This is a genomic window from Spongiimicrobium salis (assembly GCF_043678055.1).
In the GTDB taxonomy this organism is placed as follows: Bacteria; Bacteroidota; Bacteroidia; order Flavobacteriales; family Flavobacteriaceae; genus Spongiimicrobium; species Spongiimicrobium salis.
In genome coordinates, this window is sequence record NZ_JBHEQA010000003.1 from 554,591 (window position 1) to 577,625 (window position 23,035).

The following is a 23,035-nucleotide window of genomic DNA, read 5'->3' on the forward strand; positions in this document are numbered from 1 at the left end:
TTTGAGCGGTTTTAAATTCCTTTTCTTCCTTTTTGCTTTTTTGGGTATTCATTTGGCAATAGGGCAGACGGCTACAATTACCGGAGTTATATTGGATACCAATAATGTTCCATTGCAGAACGTGAATATTAAAACGGCCAACAATGGTACATTTTCAGATGCCAACGGTTTTTATCTTTTGCAAGTTAGGGCCGATGAGGAGATTTCTGTTACTTTCTCTCACCTAGGACATAAAAATGTTGTCTTAAAAAAATTGATTCTTACCACTAACGAAACCTTTGAATTTAATCCGGTACTAAAAACAGATGCTATTCAAGTAGATGAAGTTGTGGTAACACCCACAGGTCGTAAAAGCGTCTCTGGGATCACTACTATAGTCCCAGAAATCATACGGACCATTCCCGGGGTCAATGCGGGTGTAGAGAACATTTTAAAGCTATTGCCCGGAGTATTCTCCAATAACGAACTCAGCACACAGTATGCCGTTCGTGGAGGAAACTATGACGAAAATCTAGTGTATGTGAATGAAATTGAGGTCTATCGTCCTTTTCTCATCCGCTCGGGGCAACAGGAAGGATTAAGTTTTGTGAATAGCGCCCTCACACAGGATGTCTCTTTTTCTTCGGGTGGGTTTCAAGCAAAATTTGGAGATAAATTATCTTCCGTTTTGGACATCACCTATAAAAATCCGGTAACTTTTGGGGCCCAGGTGGACGCTAGTTTTTTGGGTGCCAGCGTTGCTGTGGAGACCGCTTCAAAAGACAAAAACCTCAGTAGTATTACGGGGGCCAGATTCCGGGATAACAGTCTTTTTGTGAATAGCCAGCAAACCCAAACCAATTTTAATCCTCGTTTTGCCGACCTCCAGAGTTATATTACTTACCGGTTTTCTTCCAAATTCCATTTGAGCTTTTTAGGCAATCTTTCCTTGAACGATTATAAAAATGAGCCCTTGGCGCGGAGAACCAATTTTGGGACCATTGATGCACCACGGGTGTTGCTGGTTTCCTATGCAGGTGAAGAAGATGACCGATACAGAACTAGTTTAGGCGCTTTAAAAGGCAGCTATTTCCTTAATGACAATACCACTTTAAAATTAATTGGCTCGGTTTATCACACCACAGAAGAAGAATCATCGGATATCATAGCGCAATATCGTCTCGGGGAAGTGAATACCGATTTTGGGGGAGAGGATTTTGGGGAAGTCACAAATTCCAGAGGAGCCGGAACCCAATTCAATAGGGCCCGAAATACTTTAGATGCCCTTATCTTTAATTTGGGCCATAGGGGGACATACACTAAGGGACAGAAATCTATAGAATGGGGAGCAAAATATACGCATGAAGATATTCGAGATGAAATACGGGAATCTGAATTCATTGATTCCCTAGGCTTTTTTATACGTCCGCCCCTACCCGAATTTTCAAACAATGAACCTCAAGAGCCCTTCGAGGCTCCTATTGTTCCTTTTGAAAGTATCAATGCCCGAAACTTTGTAAAAACCAATCGTTTTTCCGGATTTCTCCAATATAGTCAGCAATCACAATGGCAGGGCCACGATTTGTACTACAATATTGGTGTAAGGGCGCATCATTGGAGCATTAACGCAGAAGGTAGCACCAAAACCGCTCAAACGGTTTTTAGTCCCCGTGCGCAGATCGCCATTAAGCCAAATTGGAAAAAAGATATGCTCTTTCGGTTTTCTGGTGGATTATATCACCAACCCCCTTTTTATAGAGAACTTAGAGATCAGAATGGTGTTGTAAACCCTGATGTAAAAGCGCAAAAATCCGTGCATTTTGTGGCGGGGAACGAGTATAGCTTCACCCTTTGGAACAGTCCGTTTAAACTTGTATCGGAAATCTATTATAAAGATTTGGACAATGTAAACCCGTATACTTTAGAAGACGTGCGTATTCGTTATGCGGCCCAAAATAATGCAAGGGCCTATGCCTATGGTGCCGAATTCCGGTTAAATGGCGCTTTTGTTCCTGGCACGGAGTCCTGGATCAGTGTAGGCTACCTTAAAACAGAAGAAAACATTGACAATAGAGGCTATATTTCTAGACCTACAGATCAACGTTTAAAGGTCAGCGTACTATTTCAGGATTATATTCCAACGATTCCGGATGTTAAGATGTATTTAAACCTGGCCTATAGCACCGGCGTTCCCGGAGGTTCCCCCAATTTTGCAGATCCTTATCTTTTTCAGAATAGATTAAGAGATTATAAACGAGCAGATTTAGGAATTTCATATATTTTTGCAGGAGTAAACAAAAGATACTCCAAAAGTCATTGGCTGTATCGGTTTAAGGAATTGAGCGCAGGATTTGAAATTTTTAACTTGTTCAACGCTCAAAACTCCATCACCAATACTTTTGTAAGGGATGTGGAAACAAAGCAACAATTTTCCGTACCTAATTTTTTAACGAGTAGGGTACTGAGTTTACGGGTGAATATGAAGTTTTAGATGAATTTATGAAAACAAAAGTCCTTTTATATCTGCTGTTCTCCCTTGCAACGCTTGGGCTGTATGGGCAAAAGAACATATACGAAAGCGGGAGATTCGATGAATTTAGTAGAGATCACGAAGTATTGGCTATTCTTCCTTTTCTGGCCAATTTGGAATTGGAGGAAGAAATAAGTCCGGAACAACTCAAAAACCTGGAGGAAAAAGAGGGGTATGCCGTACAAGATGCCTTAGAAATTTATTTTTCCAAAAGAAAGAAAAAGAAAAAGTTTTCTGTGGAGTTTCAAAATACGGAAAACACCAATGCCATTCTCGCAAAGAATAACATCACCTATGACAATATCGATGTATATACCATAAAAGAATTGTGTAAAATTCTTAAAGTTGATGGTATTATCAGTGGAACCTTGGACCTCAACATACTTCTTTCCAAAGGAGTTCCTACGAACTTTAGCCTGATCGATTATATCAAAGGGAATTCCAATTACGGTAGAATTGGCGTGAAAATCAGTGATGGGGCCACAGGAAAATTGCTTTGGAAGTACGAAAAGAAAATCAATAAGAAGTCGGGAAAAAACACCACTGCGCTTATTGAATTCATGATGAAAAGAGCCACGCGAAAATTCCCTTATGAACGGGAGAAAAAGAAAAATCGGAAGCGAAAAAATTAGTTTTCCAAAAACTCCTTCAATGCAGTAATGGTATAGTCTAAGTCTTCCTTGGTATTATACTTTGAGAAAGAAAACCGAAGTGATGGTTTTTTAAGGTCTTCATCGGACAAAATTTCGGCGAGAACGTGAGACCCCTTACTACTCCCAGATTGACATGCACTCCCTTTAGAGCAAGCAATGCCTTTAAGATCTAAATGAAATAGCAATAGCATTCCCTTCTCCGCATTAAAAGGCAAGCATACATTGACCAAAGTATAGGTACTCCTTTCCATATTTCCGGAATGCCCATTAAATTTTACCCCAGGGACAGCCTCCTTCAATTGTTCGATAAAATAGGCTTTAAGACCGCTCACATATTTTTTTTCACTTTCCAAATTATCGTAAGCCGCTATAAAGGCGCTTTCCAAGCCTACTATATTGTGAAAAGATTCTGTTCCGGCTCTAAATCCCCGTTCTTGGGAACCACCAAAAATCAAGGATTTTAAAGGGGTATTTTTTCGAATGAAGGCAAAACCTACTCCTTTGGGGCCGTGAAATTTATGGGCTGCCGCAGTTAAAAAATCAATGGACACTTCTTGTAAATCCCAAGGGTAATGTCCAATGGACTGCACCGTATCCGAATGCAGTAAAGCCCCATTTTTTTTACACAATTGCGCAATTTCTTCAATAGGGATCTTATTTCCTATTTCATTGTTTACATGCATTAGACTCACTATTTTCTTGGTGTCGTCCTGCTGTAACAAACGCTCTAAATCCGTCAAATCTGGATTCCCGTAAGCATCCAAGGCAACGTATTTCAACTGTACTCCATAATCTTTCTGCAATTCTTCTGCCGTATGCAGTACTGCATGATGCTCTATTCTAGAGGTAATAATCGTCTTTACTCCCAAATCCCTAACGGCACCCAGTAGAATCATATTATCAGCCTCGGTTCCCCCCGAAGTAAAAATAATTTCGGAAGGACTGGCATTTAAATATTTTGCAATGGTTTTTCTGGCTTTCTCAATACGGGTTTTTGCTGATCTTCCGTAACTATGTGTTGAAGAGGGATTGCCATAAAACCCTTGTAGTGCCTCTTGCATTTTTTCGATGACTTCTTCCCGCACTTGTGTAGTGGCAGCACTATCTAAATAGACTTTTCTCATTTGGAATATGCCTGTTTGTATTTATTGAGCCTCCAAAATTAACCAAAATAAAGTTAATTTCTTTTTAAATCCCCTCTCCGAATGAAGAGATTCCCTTTTATTTCATTTACTTTTGAAATCTAGAAAGTGTGAAAACTGTATTTAATGAAAAGATTACTAGTAGTATGTTGTCTAGGTCTCCTTTTTTCATGTGATGATGGCGATCTTCAAATAGAAACCATAGATTTTGATTCATCCTCCATACAAACCTGCGGTTCTCCAGCCCCCCAAGGCACAGAGGCTGAGTTCTTTTTTAAAATTAATGGAGATGAAGCATTGGTCCTAAGTCTCCAATCCGGTTTATTGGAAAATGAGACTTCTGTTGAAAATACAGTTGCGAGCAGTTTTCCCAGTGCTTCCAGTCTTACGTATCGTCTATTCTCCGGGACGGTGAATATGAGTTATTTTTGTGATAACATTCCTCCCCTAGAACCAATAGTAACGAGCGAGTCCACGGCAGTTGGTGGTGATATCATTATTAATACTAGCGTGAGTAGTGTTAACGCTACTTCAAAGACCTATTCCCATAACATTCTTTTTCAAGAATTGTCCTTATCCAATGATGCAGGCGAACGTTTAACTGACACCTCTACTTTTGATTATGGGGACTTTACTACAACGACAACAAGTAGTGTGAGCACTGGTGTTTTATTTTCCAATTATGCAGCCATAAACATTACCGCCTGTGAAACAGCTCCCGCCGCAGGTTTCATACGTTTATATAAAATCTTGAATGACGAGTTTTTGACTTTGGATATTCCCACAACGCTCATTGCCAATGCAGCTACGACCACACCAAGGGAAATGGTGTTGGACGCCACTTCTACTTTTAGGAACACGGTATTAAATACAATAGCAACAGAAGCATTGATTTGTGGCAGTACCATTTCCGATGATGTACTGGTCAATCAATTTACCAGTGAAAATGGAACGGTCTCGGTTACCACTGTAGAAAATCCGCCCAATACCGAAGGGGTAGTTACGTATACCCATACCATCAGTCTTTTAAATTATCAATTAAGGGATATTGGAGCAGATACGGTATTGCCTTCAGTAGAAAGTTTTGCTTTTGGAACATTGGTCACCCAATAAAAACCTTCCTTCCTTTAACCGTTCTGAAAAATATAGACTTCCGTAGCCCCTGCCCCATATTTTTGGTAGTCGGCATCGTAATATTTTAGGTTGTCATAGCGTCCGAACAAATAATGGAGTTCTTCTTTTAGAATACCTTCGCCCACACCATGAATAAAGACCACTTTCTGTATCCGCTTTCGCATGGCAAATTCCAATTGCCCTTTGGCCGCATCCAATTGTAAAGTCAGCATTTCATGATTGCTCATGCCTTTGGTCGATTTCACCAATTGATTAATATGGAGGTCCACTTCCATTTTCGGAGCGTTTCGATCTTTGATCTTGACGGTTTTGTGAGCTCGTTTTTTTGGAAGTTCCTTTTCCTTTTTAATTTTAGCTACTTCATAATTGCTCACGGCAATCCCATCTGAACTTTTGATAAGTTCCGTTGCTTCATAACGAATGGGAAAACCATCTTTACTTTCTATGGTAACCGATGTTCCGCGAACTTCTATAACAGTGCCACTTATAGTGTCGTCCAACACTTCAACAAAGTCTCCGATTTTAAATACTACATCATTCTTCATTTTCATCTTCTCCTTCTTCCTGTCTTACACGGGTGTCCGACCAAACCTGGGTAGATTTGTATATACCGAACATTAAGAGTACAATACCAATACTTAGGGCGTATTCTTTTTCCATATACCCCTTTCCAAATCCCATTATTAATCCCCCAATAACCATGAGAATAAAATAAATTGTACGCTTTGTTTTCATAGTGCACAAAAATAATAGTATTTTTCACCAAAAGAATCAGCTTTTTATGAAAATCCTTTTTATCAGTCTGTTTTTAAACATCGAGGATTACATGTTGCCCTGCTTAAACAAAAAGTTGCTGGGAGTTGACTGTCCTGGTTGCGGGCTACAACGATCAGTGGCGCTATTGTTTCACGGAGAGTTTATTGCTGCTTTTCAAATGTATCCTGCCATTTACACCTTAATTCCGTTATTTGGTATTTTAATTTTCAAAAATTTTGTCAAAATCAAATATGCAAGTATATTGACCATTATACTTTCTATTAGTACAGTCGTATTAATCTTAACCAATTATATTTTAAAATTTATTTAATCAATCTTAATATTATGGAACAACAAAAATTACCGAATGGTACAATGATTATTATCATGGGTGTTCTTGGATATTTGTGCTGCTGCCTTGCAGGTCTAGGGATCATCCCTTCTGCAATTGGTTTTTTTCTGGCCCGTAAATCCGAGAAAATGTATGCTGCAAACCCTGAGCTATACGATAACGCCAGTCAGATCAAAACGGGAAAAATCGTCGCTTTGATCGCAGTGATACTCAATGTGCTTATGATCGTAAGAATTATCTATCTCTTATCTACTATAGGATGGAGTGAAATGTCCGAAGAGTTCATGCGCGCGTATGAGGAAGCAATGGAAGCACAAGGCCAATAATAATATCCTTAGAATTACTAAAAATCTAAAATTATGACATTAGAAAAACTTCCTGGAGCCAGTACCGCATTGACCATGGGAATCATCTCCATTGTTGGCGCCTTGATTTGTTGCGGCCCTTTTGCCGCTATCTTCAGCATTATTGGACTATCCAATGCAAAAAAAGCAGAACGCTTGCATATGGAAAACCCAGGGGCCTATGACGGTTATGAAAATGCAAAAACCGGCAGAATTCTATCCTACATAGGTTTAGGGCTATCGGCCGTGATGTTGATATTTACCATTATCTATTTTGGTGCTATAATTGCCATGGTAAGTAGTGGGGAATTCGACCCAGACAATTTCTAAAAAAAGGCCAAAAAAATCCCCTGAATTACTTCAGGGGATTTTTTTATTTCTCAAACTGTTTTAAAGTTCTTTTTATTATCGCTACACAATCCAGCAGCTGTTCTTTGTTCATCACCAAAGGAGGCGCAAAACGTATGATATTGCCATGGGTCGGTTTGGCCAAGAGTCCATTCTCTTTTAATGCCATACAAATATCCCAAGCTGTAGAACTCTCCTCGGTATCATTGATTAAAATTGCATTTAACAATCCCTTTCCTCGGACAGCGTTCACCACATCACAATCGGGAATAAAGGCGTTGAGTTCTTCACGGAACAACATACCCAATTCATAGGCATTATCGGCTAAAGACTCGTCCTTCACCACATCCAATGCCGCCATTCCTACTGCGGCCGCTATAGGGTTACCTCCAAAAGTACTTCCGTGATTTCCAGGACGAATGACTTCCATAATGGAATCATTTGCCAACACTCCTGAAACGGGATAAGCTCCCCCGGAAAGGGCCTTACCCAAAATCAATACATCCGGTTTTACCTCTGGAGTTCCACTACAATGTTTATCTACACACGAACAATTGCCACAGGTAGCCAATAGGCGTCCTGTTCTAGCAATCCCTGTCTGTACTTCATCCGCAATGAACAATACATTATATTTTTCACATAAAGCTTTGGCCGCTTTTAAATACCCTTCAGAAGGCACATATACTCCTGCTTCCCCTTGAATAGGTTCTACCAAGAACCCCGCAATGGTATTTTCGTTTTTCAGAGTGTTTTCCAAGGCTTCCAAATCATCATAGGCAATTTTAATAAATCCATCGGTATAAGGGCCAAAATTTTCCCGGGCAACGGGATCATTGGAAAATGAAATAATAGTAGTAGTTCTCCCGTGAAAATTATTTTCACAAACTATGATTTTCGCTTCATTCTCCGGAATTCCTTTTTTCTCATAGGCCCACTTCCTACAGATTTTCAATGCCGTTTCCACAGCTTCCGCACCCGTGTTCATGGGAAGAAATTTATCGAACTTAAAGGTTTCTGTAACCTGCTTTTCGAACCTTCCCAACATATCGTTATAAAATGCTCTGGAAGTAAGCGTCAAGGTTTGGGCCTGATTTACCATGGCACCTACAATCCTGGGGTGGCAATGTCCTTGGTTTACTGCTGAATATGCGGATAAAAAATCATAATATTTTTTTCCTTCCACATCCCAAACATATACTCCTTCCCCACGGCTCAACACTACAGGTAATGGATGATAATTATGGGCACCATACTTGTTTTCCAATGCAATTGCATCTTGTGAAGTCATTGTTTCCAAAACTGACATAATCTCATTAATTTAAATAAAACTTTAGCAATTCCTTCTTAGGGAGAGAAATCATCCTTTGTAGTGGGGCAAAATTACAAATATTTCTGAGGATTCTAAAGCTATTTCCGAAAGAGATAATGGCGATATTAAGTGACTTTAAATCCTAAATAGTGTCTTATTAAATAACTATATAACACTAAACCTAAAAGGATATGAAGTATTTACAGAATATTTTAAACGACCTCACCAGTTCTTCAAGTGAATTTATTCCGGGAACTATTGGAGCTATCATAATTCTACTACTGGGATGGCTTTTGGCTAGATTCGCGAAAAGACTTATTGTACGACTTTTGAAGAAAACAAATGTTGATGATAAACTTGGTAGTACTAAAATTAGCATTTCCAGATTTATAGGGAAACTGACTTATTTTCTCATCATGATCTTTGTATTTATGTTGGCCCTCGAAAAGCTCGGGATGAGTAATGTTATGGATCCCATGAAAAATATGCTCAATGGTTTTCTTGGTTTTATACCTAATATCGTTGGCGCAGGGCTTGTAGGCTATATTGGCTATATGTTGGCAAGTATTGTATCCGAATTCGTAGGAATGTCAGGAGATACCATCCGAAAATTTGCCCCTAAACTTAAACTTCCTGAAAATCTAGATTGGGTAAAGATTCTGAAGAAGGTAATATTCATATTCATCTTTATCCCTTTGCTCATTGCCGCTTTGAACATTCTAAATTTAGATGCTATTTCCATACCGGCAACGCAGATGCTTCAAACCTTCATGGCCGCTATTCCTAAAATATTAGTTGCTGCAATTATTCTTATTATTTTTATCATTGGAGGAAAATTTGTGAGTGGTTTATTAAAAGACCTCTTAAATAGCATGAACCTCAATAGTTTTTTCAAGAAAATCCAACTTGATAAAATTATGGGAAATACAAATCTTGTTCAGCTTATTGTAAACATAGTGTATTTCTTTATTCTTGCTTTTGGTATAATGACCGCAGTAGAAAAATTAGAATTTCAGCAATTAACTGAAATCGTGAATACTGTAGTACATTATGCGGGTAAAATTCTATTTGGCTTAGTGATTCTAGCCATTGGAAATTGGATTTCTACTTTGGCATATCTCAATTTTACAAAAAAAGAAGAAAACAAATTTGTCGGTTCCATTATCCGTATGGCGATTCTCGCTATTTTCCTGGCAATTGGCTTGCGGTCCATGGGCATTGCTGACGAAATTATAAATCTAGCCTTCGGACTCACCTTAGGAACCATTGCCGTTACTATTGCACTCTCTTTTGGTTTAGGGGGAAGAGAGGCCGCTGGAAAGCAAATGGAACGCATCCTCAATAAGTTTAACAAAAAAGCATAAATTGTTCTTAACCTAGATATTTTCATGAAGGGACTGCTCTTTTGGAGCAGTCCTTTTACATTTGTTCAAGATTCCATTTTGGAAGAAAGTGCAGCTATTTGTAACTCTACGCGTTTTAACTCCCGGAGCAAGGCATTTTTATCCATTTGCATCCAAATATATAGTTTTAGCATACAAGCAGTTATGATACAGCAGAAAGCTCCTGCGCCCCATATTAGCATTTCACGAGTATCGGCACTATCAAAAAATCGAATAGCACAAAAAATGAGCAATCCCAATATCAACATATGCATCACGGTCATTACGGTGACCAGCCACCCTGTTTTACCTCCATGGGCCCTGAGTATTTTTTCAAATAAATTTTCTTCCTCCAGCTGATCATAAAAAGCAGCTTCTTCTTTGGTCAATGCTTCCTTGATCAGTTCATCGATTTTTTCTGTTTCTTTCTTCATCTGTTTATTTTTTAAGTGTTACTTTCAATTTTTCTCTAGCCCTAAATAGTCTAGTCTTAATGGTATTCAATGATACTCCCGTAATTTCACTAATTTCATTTAGGGAATATTCTTCAATATAAAAGAGGGTCAAAACTTCCTTTTGATCCGTTGGAAGTACATTTATGGCCTCCATGACCTTTAGCATAGTCTTCTCCTTTTCCATAACTTCATCCCTGTCTGTACTATCCGAAGTCAAACCTTCCTTATAATACTTTAAATGCTCCTGTTGTTTTGTTTTCTTTTTTAAAGTATCCAAGGCTTTTCTGCGCACAATGGTCAAAGCCCAGCTCCCAAAACGATCAAGATCTTGCAATCCATGTAGTTTGCGCATAATTGCTTTCCAGGAATCCTGTACAATATCTTTGGCCATATCCATATCTTTGGTATACCAATAGGCTTGTTTGCACAGACGCACATGCCAACGTTTTACCAAAAGTGAGAAGGCATTCTTGTCTCCCGCCCTATAGGAAGCGATCAACCAAGAATCCACTATTTTTTTTGAGGTCTTCATCTTTTATACCCTATTGACGCCAAAAAAATGAAAAGGTTCCTTTTTAACTTTTTTTTGATTTCAAAATCAAAATGTAAGCAATTATACTAGCAACAAAATAGCTATTTTTGTGGCATGCGGAAAAATAAGAGACGACAAGTCTTTGAGAATATTGAGATCATTGATGCCGGAGCTAAAGGTAAAACCATAGGAAAAGCTCCAGATGGCCGAGTTATCTTTTTGACGAATACAGTACCGGGAGATGTTGTGGATATTCAGACCACCAAAAAGAGAAAAGCCTATTTTGAAGGGACTGCAACTCATTTCCATAGCTTGTCCGATAAAAGAACAACTCCGGAATGCGAGCATTTTGGTGTCTGTGGAGGGTGTAAATGGCAGCATATGGGTTATGAACATCAACTCTTTTACAAACAAAAGGAAGTAGAGAATAACCTGCGCCGTATAGGACATTTGGAACTTCCCGAAATCACACCCATTCTAGGTGCTCAAAAGCAGTATTTTTATCGGAACAAAATGGAGTATTCCTTTTCTGATAGCAGATGGTTGACTCTTGAGGAAATTAATTCTGCTGAGGAAATCACAGATAAAAATGCCTTGGGATTTCATATTCCCGGGATGTGGGATAAGATATTGGATATCAAAAAATGTCATTTACAAGAAGATCCATCCAACGCCATACGTCTAGAAATTAAACGTTTCTCTATAGAAAACGGATTGTCATTCTTTAACCCCAGACATCAGCATGGGTTATTGAGAACGGTTATGATCCGTACTTCTTCCACTGGGGAAATTATGGTCATGGTTCAGTTTTTTGAAGACGACAAGGAAAAAAGAACGCTTTTACTGAATCATCTTCAAGCGCATTTTCCAGAAATTACGGCATTGCTCTATGTCATCAATCAAAAGCAGAATGACACCATTTATGATCAAGAAATTCTGTGCCATTCCGGTCAGGACCACATTCATGAAGAAATGGAGGGTCTTCGGTTCAAAATTATGGCCAAATCCTTCTATCAAACAAATTCTGAGCAAGCCTATGAATTGTATAAAATTGCACGAGATTTTGCCGGTCTTACAGGGACAGAACTCGTATATGACCTCTACACGGGTACCGGCACCATTGCACAATTTGTGGCAAAAAAAGCCAAAAAAGTCATTGGCATAGAAGCCGTCCCTGATGCCATCACTGCGGCTAAAGCCAACGCCATGGTCAATGGTATTGACAATACGGATTTCTTCGTCGGAGACATGAAGAACATTTTCAATGAGGAGTTCATAGCAACCCATGGCACTCCCGATATTATCATCACCGATCCCCCTCGGGATGGCATGCATGCCGATGTAGTAGCACAAATTTTAAAGATAGCCCCAAAGAAAGTAGTTTACGTGAGTTGCAATAGTGCTACCCAAGCCCGGGATTTGGCACTTATGGACAATAGGTATCGCATTGTAAAAACCCAAGCTGTTGATATGTTCCCACAAACGTATCATGTAGAAAATGTCGTACTTTTGGAAAAAAGGGCGCAATAATTGCAGTATGAAATCCATGCATTAGGTATGAAGTTAGCATTTATGAAAAAAACAAGCATTTTAGCCGTCCTACTCCTAGGTTTTACCGCTTTTATAGGGTGTGAAAAGGATGATATCTGTGTAGATGGCGATACACCCTTACTCATCATTCGCTTTAATGATATTGACAATCCAGACCAGTCCAAGGCTGTTCCGGGACTTCGGGTCTCCACAGCTACTACTGCTGACCCCAATACAGTCGTCAATACTTTTGCCGATAGGAGTTCCCTGGATTCCATTGCCATTCCGCTGCGAACGGACCAAGCCAATACGCAGTTTTCCTTTATCATAAATTCTGCCACTACGGATGATATGGAAACAGGAAATATAGATACCTTAACGTTCAACTATGAGAATGCTACGCAATTCATTTCAAGAGCTTGCGGTTTTGTAGCCAATTATGATAATTTATCGCCCATGCTAACCGCAGATGACACCAATTGGATTCAGGGCATTAATGTAGAAATAGCCTCAGTAGAAAATACAACCACAGCCAGTGCCCATGTTACGATATTTCATTAGTATTTGTTTTTTGCTTTATTTTTTCTCGGGGCAGTTATACGCCCAAAGTAAGCCTATTGATCTGCAACCCAAAGATACTACGGTATACAAACAGGAGTATGGCTTACGAGTAGGTATAGATCTTAGTAGACCTGTACTTACTTTTTTGGACGATGATTATACCGGCTTTGAAGTCGTTGGTGATTATAGATTAACGGATCGACTCTATGTGGCTGCTGAATTAGGCAATGAAGATAATAGACGGGAAGAACTTCTGGACCAAGAAGTCTTGTACGATTTCACTACCAATGGAAGCTACGTTAAATTGGGAATTGATTATAACACCTATAGCAATTGGTATGGGATGAATAATTCCATCCATGTTGGGGGACGTTACGCCTTTAGCAGTTTTAGCCAAACCCTGGATAATTTTAGAATCTTTAACAGCAATCGCTTCTTTAATCCAGATGGTCTTGCCATAGGCTCCACGGAGTCTCAAGAATTTTCTGGACTTAACGCCTCTTGGCTGGAATTTGTCGTAGGGCTTAAAGCGGAACTATTTGCGAATATCTATTTGGGCCTAAGTGCGCGTATTGGTTTTTTAATTACCGATAAAGCGGCGGATAATTTCCCGAATCTTTATGTACCAGGCTTTGGAAGAGTTACAGATGATAGTAGTTTTGGCGTGGGTTATAATTACACCATTACCTATTTAATTCCTTTGTATAAAAAAGCAAATAAAAAGAAAAAAAACAAGGACAAGGCTACTCAAAACTAGAAGAAATTATACCTCCTTAGTGCCTTTCATAAAAATCCATTTCATCATTACTTTATGACCTTCTTCGGTCTTGACCACACCAAATTTAGGGGCTATAACACTGGCTGCTATTGCCGCAATAATGGCCAAGAAAATACTTTGGAGCTCCAAAAAACTTCCCAAAGCAAGCCGGAACACTATAAATAATAGGCCAAAGCCGAAAAAGTTATACAATAATGCTTTGTCTTTTGGTTTCATACTAGGCGTGTTTGTTGTATTTGGTCTTTTTACTTCCTTCGTACATCACATATTTTACCAACCTGGATTCTAAGTGACTATTAAAAACTTTTATTTTTCTGGAAGGACGCAGGCCTACAAATTTTAAAGCTGGGATATTTGAGGTAATAAACCAGGCATCGGTACCTGGATACGACCGTTTTAAGGTATTTCCAATATCGGTATAGAAGTCTTCCATTTCAATGTTCAATCGCTCTCCATAAGGCGGATTGAATACCATATGCAATGGCCCATCCGTTGGTTTTTCCGTTGCAAAAAAGTTCTTGCGCTCTACAGTGATATATTCGTCAAGATTCGCGTTTTCCACATTTTCTTTAGTTTTTCTCACAGCGGAAGGGGCTTTGTCATATCCAATGATTTTATGATGGAATTCCCTAGTTTTATGTAAACTACTCTCTACGATTTTGTTAAATAGCTCCTCGTCGAAATCGTTCCACTTTTCAAAAGCAAATTCTTTTCTATTGATATTTGCAGGAATATTGCAGGCAATCATCGCCGCTTCAGTGAGGAAAGTACCGCTGCCGCACATAGGGTCCATAAAATCCGATTGCCCATCCCAGCCGCTCAATAGGAGAAGCCCCGCTGCCAGAACCTCATTGATGGGAGCGATATTCGTAGAAATACGATATCCTCGTTGATGTAAGGACCTACCAGAACTATCCAAGGAAATGTTGCATTGATCTTTGTGAATATGAATATTGATCCGAATATCTGGAAATTTAATATCTACACTCGGTCTTCGCCCGCTAGTGTTTCTAAATTTATCAACAATGGCATCCTTGGTTTTTTGAGAAACGTAGAGCGAGTGAGTAAAATTATCCGAATGCACTGTAGCATCAATAGCGAAAGTAGTTTCAGGACTAAGATATTGCTCCCAATCCATGGCATATACCTTTTTGTACAAATCATGTTCGTTACCTACCCTAAAGGAATGAATAGGTTTAATAATTTTAATGGCGGTTCGCAAACACAAATTGGCCTTATACATAAAACCTGTATCCCCTTCAAAAGCTACATTCCTCACCCCTGTCTTTATATGGTGTCCTCCAAGGTTTTGCAGTTCTTTGGCCAGAATTTCCTCAAAACCAAACAAGGTCTTTGCGACCATTTTAAAATTATTGTCCATTGCTTTCTAAAATATTACGACAAAAATACAGTATTTTTATCCCCTGTGTTCTATCATTTATAAAATAGCCCACACCTATTTCATGACGTATATTCTTCCCATACTGGCCGTACTCCTAAGTTTTGCTTTTGTAGTATTCACCAAGCCCAAAAATAAGGCAGTCTTTAAATTGCTTTTGGCTTTTAGTGGTGCATTTTTGTTGGCATTGACCATTTTTGAGCTTTTCCCCGAAATCTATCAGAATGCCGATCCTAAAATCATTGGGCTGTTTATCATGTCGGGAATTCTATTGCAGATTTTTTTAGAGTTCTTTTCCAAGGGTGCAGAGCACGGTCATGTGCACTTAGACAGTGAAAAAGCCAATTTCCCATGGTTGCTTTTCATCAGTTTGTCCCTACACTCCCTCTTAGAAGGAGTTCCTATAGAGAAACATGATATGCTGATCTATGGCATTCTTGTCCACAAAATTCCCATCGCCATTATTCTTGGTATTTTTCTTTTGAATTCCAAGATCAAGAAGAGTCATGCTTTTTTCTTTATTGTACTCTTTTCCCTAATGACTCCTCTAGGGAGCTATATTGCTGCCCATTTTGAATTTATAGAAACCTACAGGATACCGTTGAATGCACTGGTCATTGGTGTATTTCTACATATTTCTACTGTTATTTTATTTGAAAGTTCTGAAGGTCACTCTTTTAACTTAAGAAAGCTCCTTGTTATTATTTTGGGAGTAGGAATCGCTTATTTTTTATAAATGTTCAGTAAATCAGAATCCAAACAATTGCGACAAGACTTTTGGATAGCCTTTGGAAAATCCTATCCTCGAAAATGGATTTTGTACCATACCAAAATAAAGGGACTCGCTTTTAAGTTTCATTTTGATCTAAAAATGGCCATGGTCTCCCTAGATGTTGATTCCCCCGATTTGGAGCGACGAATTTCTTTATGGGAAAAGCTCATTTCCTTACGGACCATTTTTCTTGAAAACCACCATAGAGAAGCAATTTTTGAGGATTGCTATATCTTGGAGAACCATAAGGAAATATCGCGTATCTATGTATGTCTGGACAAGGTATCTATCCACAACAAAAATACCTGGCAGGAAGTCATGATATTTCTGAGCGTCACCATGGATGCTTTTGAGGCCTTCTTTAACGATTTCAGGGAAATTCTGGAAGATTAGGATCTTATATCAAGGTTTTAATGAAAAAGAAATGCGCAATGGCGCCTCCCAGCACGAAAAAATGCCAAATCAAATGATTATACGGAATCTTTCGAATCGCATAAAAGACAATTCCCAAAGTATAACAGCCTCCTCCCAACATCAGCAATTGTAGTCCCAAAGGTGAAACATTGGCCCGTACATTATCAAAATCCAGCACGATCAACCACCCCATAATAACATAAAACAATAAGGAAAGATATTCAAACCTACCCGTAAAGAAGAGTTTTAGAATTGTTCCAACTCCAGCAATGCTCCAAACAATATAAAAAATGGTCCATCCACTACTTGGCAGTAATGTAATCAATGTTAGCGGGGTATATGTCCCCGCAATCAATATATAGATACTAATATGGTCTAAAATTCGAAGTTTTTGTTTTACTTCGGTTTTCTTGGCCATGTGATATAGCGTGGAGGCCAGAAAAAGTATTATGAGAGCAAGGCTGTATATCACCAAGCTTCCAGTTGCATAGGGTGTTTTATGCGTATTGGCACCCAATAGATCAAAGGTTCCTATTATTGCCAAAACTACCCCTACTCCATGGGACAAGGCATTTAACATCTCTTCGTGGGGGTATCCCTTTTGGCTCATAAAACTATTTTAACGCTTGGGAAGCTTTCTTATTTATACCGCTTTCCGTGTTTTATGACCATATCTACATCTTGTAATAGGCTAATATATCGCAATACATCGCCTTCTACTGCAATAATATCGGCATACTTTCCTGGGGTAACCGTCCCCACTTCATCGGCAACACCCATCCATAGTGCAGGCCAATAGGTGGCAGCACGAATGGCATACATGGGGTCTATTCCAAATTCGTTGACCCAAACATCCAGTTCATTCCAAGTAGACTGACTGTGAAATTTCATGGGGATTCCGCTATCTGTACCAATTAAGAGGACAACCCCCGCTTCCAAAAGCTGATTAATTTTTGTTCTTAAGGTTGGTTTTCGAGATGGGGTCAATTGAAAATACGGTAAACGTTCCGGGTTTTTAATACTATTTCTGATATCAACAATTACACTATCCGGAAGACCTAGATGCCAAGAATCGTTATCCAGGCGTTCTGTATTATCCCTAGCGTATTCAAAATTATAGAGTCCCTCTACCGTAGGGCACCAGAATAAGGGTCCTTTATTCATTTGAGCTGTACGTTCTTTAAGCATTTCCATGACATCGTCAGGATAACGGGGGGCAGAAGACAGCCCCGTATGTTCAAAACAATCTACTTCTACGGTGAGTCCTCTTCGGATTTCCTCAGGACGATGTCCATGGGCCACTACCTTTAAGTTGTGTTTATGAGCCTCATCGACTATAGCCCTAAGCTCTTCCATAGTCATCTGGTCCTGATCGATCAATTTAATGACATCCACACCCGCTTTGGCCAATTTTTTAATTTTTCTCCGGCCATCTTCTGGACCATTCACGCCCCATCTAAAATCTTCGGTGCCTGGGTAGGGTTTATGTTGAATAAAAGGTCCTGAAACATAAAGTGTTGCTCCCGGAATCTCCCCCTTGTTGATCGCATCCCGAACCGCAATACTCGCCTCTAAGGGCGCTCCCAAATCGCGTGCGCTGGTAACCCCAGCCATTAATAATTGAAGCGCTGAGGAAGGCATAATGACATCTTTAAAAAGTGGTGGATAGGTTTTGTCCCAATAAGCATAATCTGCATGTCCGTTTATCATAGTGTGCACATGCATATCCCATAATCCCGGCAAGACCGTCATTCCTTCCGTAGATATTACCTCTGCATTGGCTGGAATAGTGGTATTATCCATATTTCCAACGACCGTAATCTTTTCCCCTTCAATAATCACAACGCTATTCTTAATAGGGTCAGATCCATATCCATCGATCAATGTACCTCCAACCAGCGCTTTAACTGTTGATTCCTGCGCGTATAGCGGTACTATTAGAAAAAGTAGGCAAAAAAAGGGCAGTACGTTTTGTTTCATGATCCAAAGAATTTTTCTAAAGTTAAAAAAAGGAAAATTAACCTGCCATTGTTTTTCGTTACCCAAGCTTTGTTTGGCATGCGCTAAGCCTACTTTGACGAAATTTATTGCTATGTTTAGCCTGTTGTTTTTGTTTTGCTCCAAGAAATATAACATCTAAAGTGTATGAAAACTAAAGCTCTTATTCTCCTAGCATCACTCGTTCTATTGAGTTCGTGTGATATCGTAAAATCTTTAAAAGCATTCTATATTCCTGAAGCGGTTAGTTATCAAAAAGCCTTTGTTGGGGAATGGACAGATAAGCAGGGCACACTGTGGAAAGTGATATCCTTCCGGGACGCTTATGAAAAGGAAACCAAAAACGAAAAAGTTTCCAAAGAAGATGTACAACTATTTGAGAAGTATAAGGATGGATATTTTGTTCAATATGGCGAAGAAGATAATCAATCGGTGTTCATCGCCATGCCTTTTTCTATTGACGATACTATTTTTATGGATTTCGTTCCTTTTGATTTTAAGCTTTTGAATTCGTCGTCGAATTTGATCAAGAAACATCTTGTGGCAACACACTCTGTGGCCAAATTTGATATTTTGGAGGGTCAAAAAATTCAAATTACCTGGTTGGACGAAGACCGATTAGAAGCACTTTTTGAGCAACAAAAAATTCAGATAAAACATGAAATCCTTGGTTTAGAAGAGACCTTGCTATTAACGGCATCTTCCGAAGAGTTATACCGCTTTCTAAAAAAATACAATGCCTCTAGCCTTGAAGACAAGTGGAAATCTGACGAAAAACTATTATTGACCCCTGCCGATGCAAAACCCTAATTTATTTTCAATATCGCACTATCACAGGCCCGTTGTATTTAACGGGCTTTTGTGGTTGTTTTCTTTTGTGATTTTAGTATTCATTTTTTCCAAAGGAGCATTCCCTAAGGAAGTAGACTATATCTATACACTATCATTTTTATTTTTCATGGTTCCTCCGGTACTCCTTATTCTCTATGTACTTATTCCCAAACTACTCAAAAAAGAACGTTATTTTCTCTTTGTATTGGTCTTTATAGGGAATCTTCTCCTAGCTGTTCAAATTCATAAATCCATCTTTGATTATTGTTTAGATCGTATGTTCCCCAATCACTTTTTTATTTCCTATAGTTCGTATAGTCAATTAATCATTTTATTCAGTATTTTTCTGGTAGCGGTTACTCTGATCAAACTTACCGAGGATTGGTTTTACTTTAATACGAAGGAAAACAAGCAACTCAAAAAAGAGAATTTGCATATTCAAACACAATTACTATCCTTACGTTCCCAAATAAACCCTCATTTTTTATTCAATTCCTTAAATGTGATCTATTCTCTGGCGCTGGATAAAAAAGAAGAAACCCAAGAAGCCATTGTGCAACTTTCAGACATGTTACGCTATGTTATTTACGATACAAATACCCCACGTGTTCTGTTGAAAGATGAAATTACCCTACTAAAAAATTATATTGATTTTCAAAAATTCAGGGTACAGGGGTTTGAAAATATAGCCATGGATATCACTGTAAAGGACGATAACTATGCCCTTTACCCGATGCTGCTACTGCCTTTAATTGAAAATAGTTTTAAATACGGCATTAAAGACAATTTAAAAGATGCTTATATTCATATTACCATTAAACAAGCTGAAAATGATTTTGAGTTTTGTATAAAGAACAATGCCTATGCGCACGCCAATACTTTAAACGATGGATATTCCGGAGTTGGCCTACAGAATATCAAAAAGAATTTGGACATTATATACCCCAACGCACACCGCTTTGAAATCAATGAAACAGCTACAACATTTGAAGCATACATGCAATTAACGACCAGCCCATGAAAATCAATTGTATCATAATAGATGATGAACCTTCATCCCAACATATTTTACACCGTTTTATTGAGGATATTGATTTTTTAAATCTTGTGGGTACGGCAAACAATCCCGTAGAGGCACTTCCCTTCTTTACAGCTTCTCCAAAGATTCACTTGCTATTTTTGGATATCAATATGCCCAAGGTCAATGGTTTGGATTTTTATAAATCTTTACAAAATCCACCTGATGTTATTTTCACAACGGCCTATCCGCAATACGCAGTAGAGGGCTTTGAGGTGAATGCCGTTGACTATCTCTTAAAACCATTTTCCTTCCCCCGTTTCCTTACCGCTGTACATAAAATACGGGATAAACATATAGCATCTGAGCCTGGAACGGCACATGAATACCTTATTGTTAAATCTAACAAAGTACTTCATAAGGTTGCTTTTAAGGACATCATTTATGTGGAAGCTTACGGGGATTATGTAAAAATACATCGACTAAAGGATTGTCTTGTGACCAATAGTACTTTTAGTAAAATTCTTGCCTCCCTAACTGAAAAACGGTTCATTCGTATTCATAAATCTTTTGCCATTAATTTGGACAAATTGAATAAAGTTTCGGGAAATCAGGCCATATTATTGGAATACAAAGTACCTATAGGTCTAAAATACAAAGTGGATTTCCTAAATCGCATTGCAACCTAATTGGAAAATGAAATCTAATGCGGAATTATTCTTTATAATACCAGAACGGTATTTTAATGATAGATCTTACATACATACTATCGCGCTGAACATCTTTACGGGCTATTTGCAGTACGTGTTTCCCTCTGGGAATATTTTTCATATCCAAGACGGTTTCAAAACCTATCTGTTTTTGCATATTTTCTGATAAAACGAAAGTAGGCTTAAAGGATATACTGTCGATACTCAACGTATACATATCCTCGAGGGTTTCCACGTAATTCTTTAATAATTTACGACGTTTGGACCAATTAATGGTACCTGAAGAGAAACTGGAGTGTATTCCCCGTTTATCCTCTTCGGGTTTCAATTCCTTATTAAAGTAAAAAACATCATCTTCTACGGAAGCACCATATACTACAAAAACATTTAAAAAAGAATTCGTGATCACTTTAGAGGGTATGGAAACACGGTCCGCATAAGATGCATTTTTAAGGATCAAATCTTCATAATTATTAGAATTCGCCGTATACGAATTGGAATTTAAATCTTCTTCTAAGTAATTGGAAGTGCTAAAGCCGGTTTGTGACAAAATCATCAACCCCAAGTATAAAGGAACAATAACTAGGATAAGTCGTCTCCCGAACTTGGTATCCAAAAAATTATAGACCATAGGGCGATAAAGGAAAGAAAGCGTGATGTATTTAAACAGCCAATAAACGGGATAATAGAAAAAGGTAGTCCATTTCTTTTTTTTGAGCCAGCCTTGGGTAACAAAGTCAATAAAGGTCAATATGGTCCCAATAGCCATAAAAATAACAGCAGGAACGGCAACCCAATAACGCACAATATCCGAAGTGTCGTCTTTATCTATCCAAAGTCCCAAAAGGGTGAATACTACCGTAACTGCCAATAGCCCCAATAGGTAAAAGACCAATAAAAAAGTAATTGCAAATATAACGCTGCAATACTTTTCCAATGTGGCTACATAATTATCAAAAGAGCCCACTCTTTTGATCAGGTGTTTTTTGAATTTGGGGCTATATTTCAGTTCTTCATATTCTATATCTCCAGAAACATAGCGCAATCCTATAGCTCCAATCCACAACCCTCTCAAAACAACATGGGCAATAAGGTTAACGGTAAGAATATACCAAGAGGTCAACAAGCCTTGAATCAGAAAAATGCGATACATATTGTCATTATTCTGTGCTTTCAGGTATGCCGCTTCAATGGGGTCTATCATCATAAAAAGGCCATAAATAGCAAAACCGGAAATAATCAGCTCTAATTGCCAACTTTCCTGCTGAAGAATATCTAGCCATTTTTTAAATTTCTGATCCTGAGGGTTGTTACTCATTTCAGTTTGGTTTGGTTTGGTTGCGATAAATATACTAGAAAATGAATGATGCAGTAGTTGCAAGACATAAAAAAATCCTCTGTGATGCCAAAAATGGCTTCAAGAGTGCTTTCTGCTATCAAGGCTCCATAAAAAGGGAGCGTATTATCTTTATTTTAGCCTACTTGTCCCGGGCAACGTGGATCTGTTCCCGTTACACCTGCCACGACTCCGCAATTGGGAGGTGGAGGTGGAGTAGTAGTTCCTCCTGTAATGGAAAGAAGTTGCTTTTTGTCCAAAATTCTAAATTGCTTTAAATTTTTAAGTTTCTCCATTGGTATGCATTTTATGCCTATGAATATACTAAAATTAACCCTAAACTAGGACCAACACCAACTATTCATCATAATACCATAGTGTACTTTCTTTTAAGGGATGATTTTTGGGATAATACTCAACTTTAGAGCATAAAAAAAGCTCCCTTACATTGCTGTAAGGGAGCTTGTGTGAACCACGCCTTGGCGCGGCGAAGAAAGGCGGCGGCCTACTCTCCCACTTGGTATAGCAGTACCATCGGCGCAGACGGGCTTAACTTCCCTGTTCGGAATGGTAAGGGGTGGGCCCCGTCGCCATGGCCACCTAAATTTTCATATGTTGTCCCCCCTCTTGCGGGGAACACCATATCGGCCCTATGAGCCCAATATCTTGACATAAGTGACAGGGCGCGCCCCCCGATTAAAGGGAGCGCATCTTTTTCTTTTCGTACATACAAATGAGCGGAGCTCGCGACCGCAAGGACCATTCCCGTGCA

The 23,035-nt window shown here is 38.8% G+C and carries 27 protein-coding genes and 1 rRNA gene; 15 read left to right on the top strand and 13 right to left on the bottom strand.

The features are described 5' to 3' along the window. Position 1: 1 nt before the first annotated feature. The gene (locus ACEXOE_RS17160; RefSeq protein WP_394750060.1) at positions 2–2,470 is read left to right on the top strand and encodes a TonB-dependent receptor; all 2,469 of its coding nucleotides are present in this window, start codon (positions 2–4) and stop codon (positions 2,468–2,470) included. Between the two features lie 8 nt (positions 2,471–2,478). Further along, entirely contained in the window at positions 2,479–3,141 is a 663-nt protein-coding gene (locus ACEXOE_RS17165; protein ID WP_394750061.1) for a hypothetical protein, read from the top strand. On the opposite strand, the gene ACEXOE_RS17170 is transcribed toward ACEXOE_RS17165, so the two are convergent. After that, on the bottom strand, positions 3,138–4,286 hold the full coding sequence (locus ACEXOE_RS17170; protein WP_394750062.1) for a cysteine desulfurase family protein: 1,149 nt from the start codon (positions 4,284–4,286) through the stop codon (positions 3,138–3,140). The genes ACEXOE_RS17165 and ACEXOE_RS17170 overlap by 4 nt on opposite strands. A 144-nt stretch (positions 4,287–4,430) precedes the next feature. Between ACEXOE_RS17170 and ACEXOE_RS17175 the strand changes: the two genes are divergently transcribed. Beyond that, positions 4,431–5,417 (top strand): hypothetical protein, encoded by a 987-nt coding sequence (locus ACEXOE_RS17175; RefSeq protein WP_394750063.1) that lies wholly within the window; start codon positions 4,431–4,433, stop codon positions 5,415–5,417. 14 nt (positions 5,418–5,431) lie between these two features. Here the strand turns inward: ACEXOE_RS17175 and ACEXOE_RS17180 are convergent, their stop codons facing one another. Beyond that, complete coding sequence (locus ACEXOE_RS17180) at positions 5,432–5,983, bottom strand: Smr/MutS family protein (protein WP_394750096.1); 552 nt, start codon at positions 5,981–5,983, stop codon at positions 5,432–5,434. Further along, positions 5,973–6,173: a hypothetical protein gene (locus ACEXOE_RS17185; RefSeq protein WP_394750064.1), complete on the bottom strand. Its 201-nt coding sequence runs from the start codon at positions 6,171–6,173 to the stop codon at positions 5,973–5,975. Before ACEXOE_RS17185 ends, ACEXOE_RS17180 begins: the two co-directional genes overlap by 11 nt. A gap of 91 nt (positions 6,174–6,264) precedes the next feature. On the opposite strand from ACEXOE_RS17185, the gene ACEXOE_RS17190 reads away from it, so the two are divergent. From ACEXOE_RS17190 to ACEXOE_RS17200, 3 genes are read left to right on the top strand one after another with little or no spacing between them, the layout of a single operon-like run. Beyond that, complete coding sequence (locus ACEXOE_RS17190) at positions 6,265–6,525, top strand: DUF2752 domain-containing protein (protein ID WP_394750097.1); 261 nt, start codon at positions 6,265–6,267, stop codon at positions 6,523–6,525. Positions 6,526–6,569: 44 nt separating this feature from the next. Then, a complete protein-coding gene (locus ACEXOE_RS17195; protein ID WP_394750066.1) occupies positions 6,570–6,872 on the top strand; it encodes a CCC motif membrane protein in 303 nt (100 codons plus the stop codon). A 33-nt stretch (positions 6,873–6,905) separates the two neighbouring features. Continuing rightward, a complete protein-coding gene (locus tag ACEXOE_RS17200; RefSeq protein ID WP_394750067.1) occupies positions 6,906–7,220 on the top strand; it encodes a CCC motif membrane protein in 315 nt (104 codons plus the stop codon). Between the two features lie 43 nt (positions 7,221–7,263). Here ACEXOE_RS17200 and rocD read toward each other — a convergent pair whose 3' ends face one another. Beyond that, positions 7,264–8,544, bottom strand: a complete 1,281-nt coding sequence (gene rocD / locus ACEXOE_RS17205; RefSeq protein WP_394750068.1) for an ornithine--oxo-acid transaminase — start codon at positions 8,542–8,544, stop codon at positions 7,264–7,266. 194 nt (positions 8,545–8,738) lie between these two features. Here rocD and ACEXOE_RS17210 point away from each other — a divergent pair, with 194 nt between their 5' ends. Beyond that, on the top strand, positions 8,739–9,911 hold the full coding sequence (locus tag ACEXOE_RS17210; protein ID WP_394750069.1) for a mechanosensitive ion channel: 1,173 nt from the start codon (positions 8,739–8,741) through the stop codon (positions 9,909–9,911). Between the two features lie 65 nt (positions 9,912–9,976). Here ACEXOE_RS17210 and ACEXOE_RS17215 read toward each other — a convergent pair whose 3' ends face one another. Then, positions 9,977–10,363, bottom strand: coding sequence for a DUF6768 family protein (locus ACEXOE_RS17215; RefSeq protein WP_394750070.1), 387 nt, complete (start codon positions 10,361–10,363; stop codon positions 9,977–9,979). Positions 10,364–10,367: 4 nt separating this feature from the next. Further along, positions 10,368–10,916 carry an RNA polymerase sigma factor gene (locus ACEXOE_RS17220; RefSeq protein ID WP_394750071.1) on the bottom strand — a complete coding sequence of 183 codons (549 nt, stop codon included), beginning with the start codon at positions 10,914–10,916 and terminating at the stop codon, positions 10,368–10,370. Positions 10,917–11,030: 114 nt separating this feature from the next. Here ACEXOE_RS17220 and rlmD point away from each other — a divergent pair, with 114 nt between their 5' ends. From rlmD to ACEXOE_RS17235, 3 genes are read left to right on the top strand one after another with little or no spacing between them, the layout of a single operon-like run. Continuing rightward, a complete protein-coding gene (rlmD, locus tag ACEXOE_RS17225) occupies positions 11,031–12,446 on the top strand; it encodes a 23S rRNA (uracil(1939)-C(5))-methyltransferase RlmD (protein ID WP_394750072.1) in 1,416 nt (471 codons plus the stop codon). 42 nt (positions 12,447–12,488) lie between these two features. Next, positions 12,489–13,007 carry a DUF6452 family protein gene (locus ACEXOE_RS17230; protein WP_394750073.1) on the top strand — a complete coding sequence of 173 codons (519 nt, stop codon included), beginning with the start codon at positions 12,489–12,491 and terminating at the stop codon, positions 13,005–13,007. Beyond that, positions 12,988–13,764: a DUF6048 family protein gene (locus ACEXOE_RS17235; protein ID WP_394750074.1), complete on the top strand. Its 777-nt coding sequence runs from the start codon at positions 12,988–12,990 to the stop codon at positions 13,762–13,764. The genes ACEXOE_RS17230 and ACEXOE_RS17235 overlap by 20 nt, the downstream gene beginning before the upstream one ends. 6 nt (positions 13,765–13,770) lie before the next feature. Here the strand turns inward: ACEXOE_RS17235 and ACEXOE_RS17240 are convergent, their stop codons facing one another. After that, positions 13,771–14,001: a hypothetical protein gene (locus tag ACEXOE_RS17240; RefSeq protein ID WP_394750075.1), complete on the bottom strand. Its 231-nt coding sequence runs from the start codon at positions 13,999–14,001 to the stop codon at positions 13,771–13,773. A 1-nt stretch (position 14,002) separates the two neighbouring features. After that, positions 14,003–15,166 (bottom strand): THUMP domain-containing class I SAM-dependent RNA methyltransferase, encoded by a 1,164-nt coding sequence (locus ACEXOE_RS17245; protein WP_394750076.1) that lies wholly within the window; start codon positions 15,164–15,166, stop codon positions 14,003–14,005. Between the two features lie 82 nt (positions 15,167–15,248). Between ACEXOE_RS17245 and ACEXOE_RS17250 the strand changes: the two genes are divergently transcribed. Both ACEXOE_RS17250 and ACEXOE_RS17255 read left to right on the top strand, forming a co-directional pair. Then, positions 15,249–15,920 carry a ZIP family metal transporter gene (locus ACEXOE_RS17250; RefSeq protein ID WP_394750077.1) on the top strand — a complete coding sequence of 224 codons (672 nt, stop codon included), beginning with the start codon at positions 15,249–15,251 and terminating at the stop codon, positions 15,918–15,920. Further along, complete coding sequence (locus ACEXOE_RS17255; RefSeq protein WP_394750078.1) at positions 15,921–16,349, top strand: DUF4268 domain-containing protein; 429 nt, start codon at positions 15,921–15,923, stop codon at positions 16,347–16,349. A 4-nt stretch (positions 16,350–16,353) separates the two neighbouring features. Here the strand turns inward: ACEXOE_RS17255 and trhA are convergent, their stop codons facing one another. Both trhA and ACEXOE_RS17265 read right to left on the bottom strand, forming a co-directional pair. Next, a complete protein-coding gene (gene trhA, locus ACEXOE_RS17260; protein ID WP_394750079.1) occupies positions 16,354–16,980 on the bottom strand; it encodes a PAQR family membrane homeostasis protein TrhA in 627 nt (208 codons plus the stop codon). A 29-nt stretch (positions 16,981–17,009) separates the two neighbouring features. After that, positions 17,010–18,350, bottom strand: coding sequence for an amidohydrolase family protein (locus ACEXOE_RS17265; protein ID WP_394750080.1), 1,341 nt, complete (start codon positions 18,348–18,350; stop codon positions 17,010–17,012). Positions 18,351–18,515: 165 nt separating this feature from the next. Between ACEXOE_RS17265 and ACEXOE_RS17270 the strand changes: the two genes are divergently transcribed. Genes ACEXOE_RS17270 through ACEXOE_RS17280 form a run of 3 tightly spaced genes read left to right on the top strand, consistent with a single transcriptional unit; the run spans position 18,516 to position 20,906 of the window. Beyond that, on the top strand, positions 18,516–19,178 hold the full coding sequence (locus ACEXOE_RS17270; protein WP_394750081.1) for a hypothetical protein: 663 nt from the start codon (positions 18,516–18,518) through the stop codon (positions 19,176–19,178). Continuing rightward, positions 19,165–20,220 (top strand): sensor histidine kinase, encoded by a 1,056-nt coding sequence (locus tag ACEXOE_RS17275; RefSeq protein WP_394750082.1) that lies wholly within the window; start codon positions 19,165–19,167, stop codon positions 20,218–20,220. The genes ACEXOE_RS17270 and ACEXOE_RS17275 overlap by 14 nt, the downstream gene beginning before the upstream one ends. Further along, entirely contained in the window at positions 20,217–20,906 is a 690-nt protein-coding gene (locus tag ACEXOE_RS17280) for a LytR/AlgR family response regulator transcription factor (RefSeq protein ID WP_394750083.1), read from the top strand. Before ACEXOE_RS17275 ends, ACEXOE_RS17280 begins: the two co-directional genes overlap by 4 nt. A gap of 25 nt (positions 20,907–20,931) precedes the next feature. Here the strand turns inward: ACEXOE_RS17280 and ACEXOE_RS17285 are convergent, their stop codons facing one another. From ACEXOE_RS17285 to rrf, 3 genes are all read right to left on the bottom strand, one after another. Further along, positions 20,932–22,245 (bottom strand): hypothetical protein, encoded by a 1,314-nt coding sequence (locus tag ACEXOE_RS17285; protein WP_394750084.1) that lies wholly within the window; start codon positions 22,243–22,245, stop codon positions 20,932–20,934. Between the two features lie 155 nt (positions 22,246–22,400). Continuing rightward, positions 22,401–22,559 carry a hypothetical protein gene (locus tag ACEXOE_RS17290; protein WP_394750085.1) on the bottom strand — a complete coding sequence of 53 codons (159 nt, stop codon included), beginning with the start codon at positions 22,557–22,559 and terminating at the stop codon, positions 22,401–22,403. Between the two features lie 196 nt (positions 22,560–22,755). Beyond that, positions 22,756–22,867: ribosomal RNA gene (gene rrf, locus ACEXOE_RS17295) — 5S ribosomal RNA — on the bottom strand. Positions 22,868–23,035 lie beyond the last annotated feature (168 nt).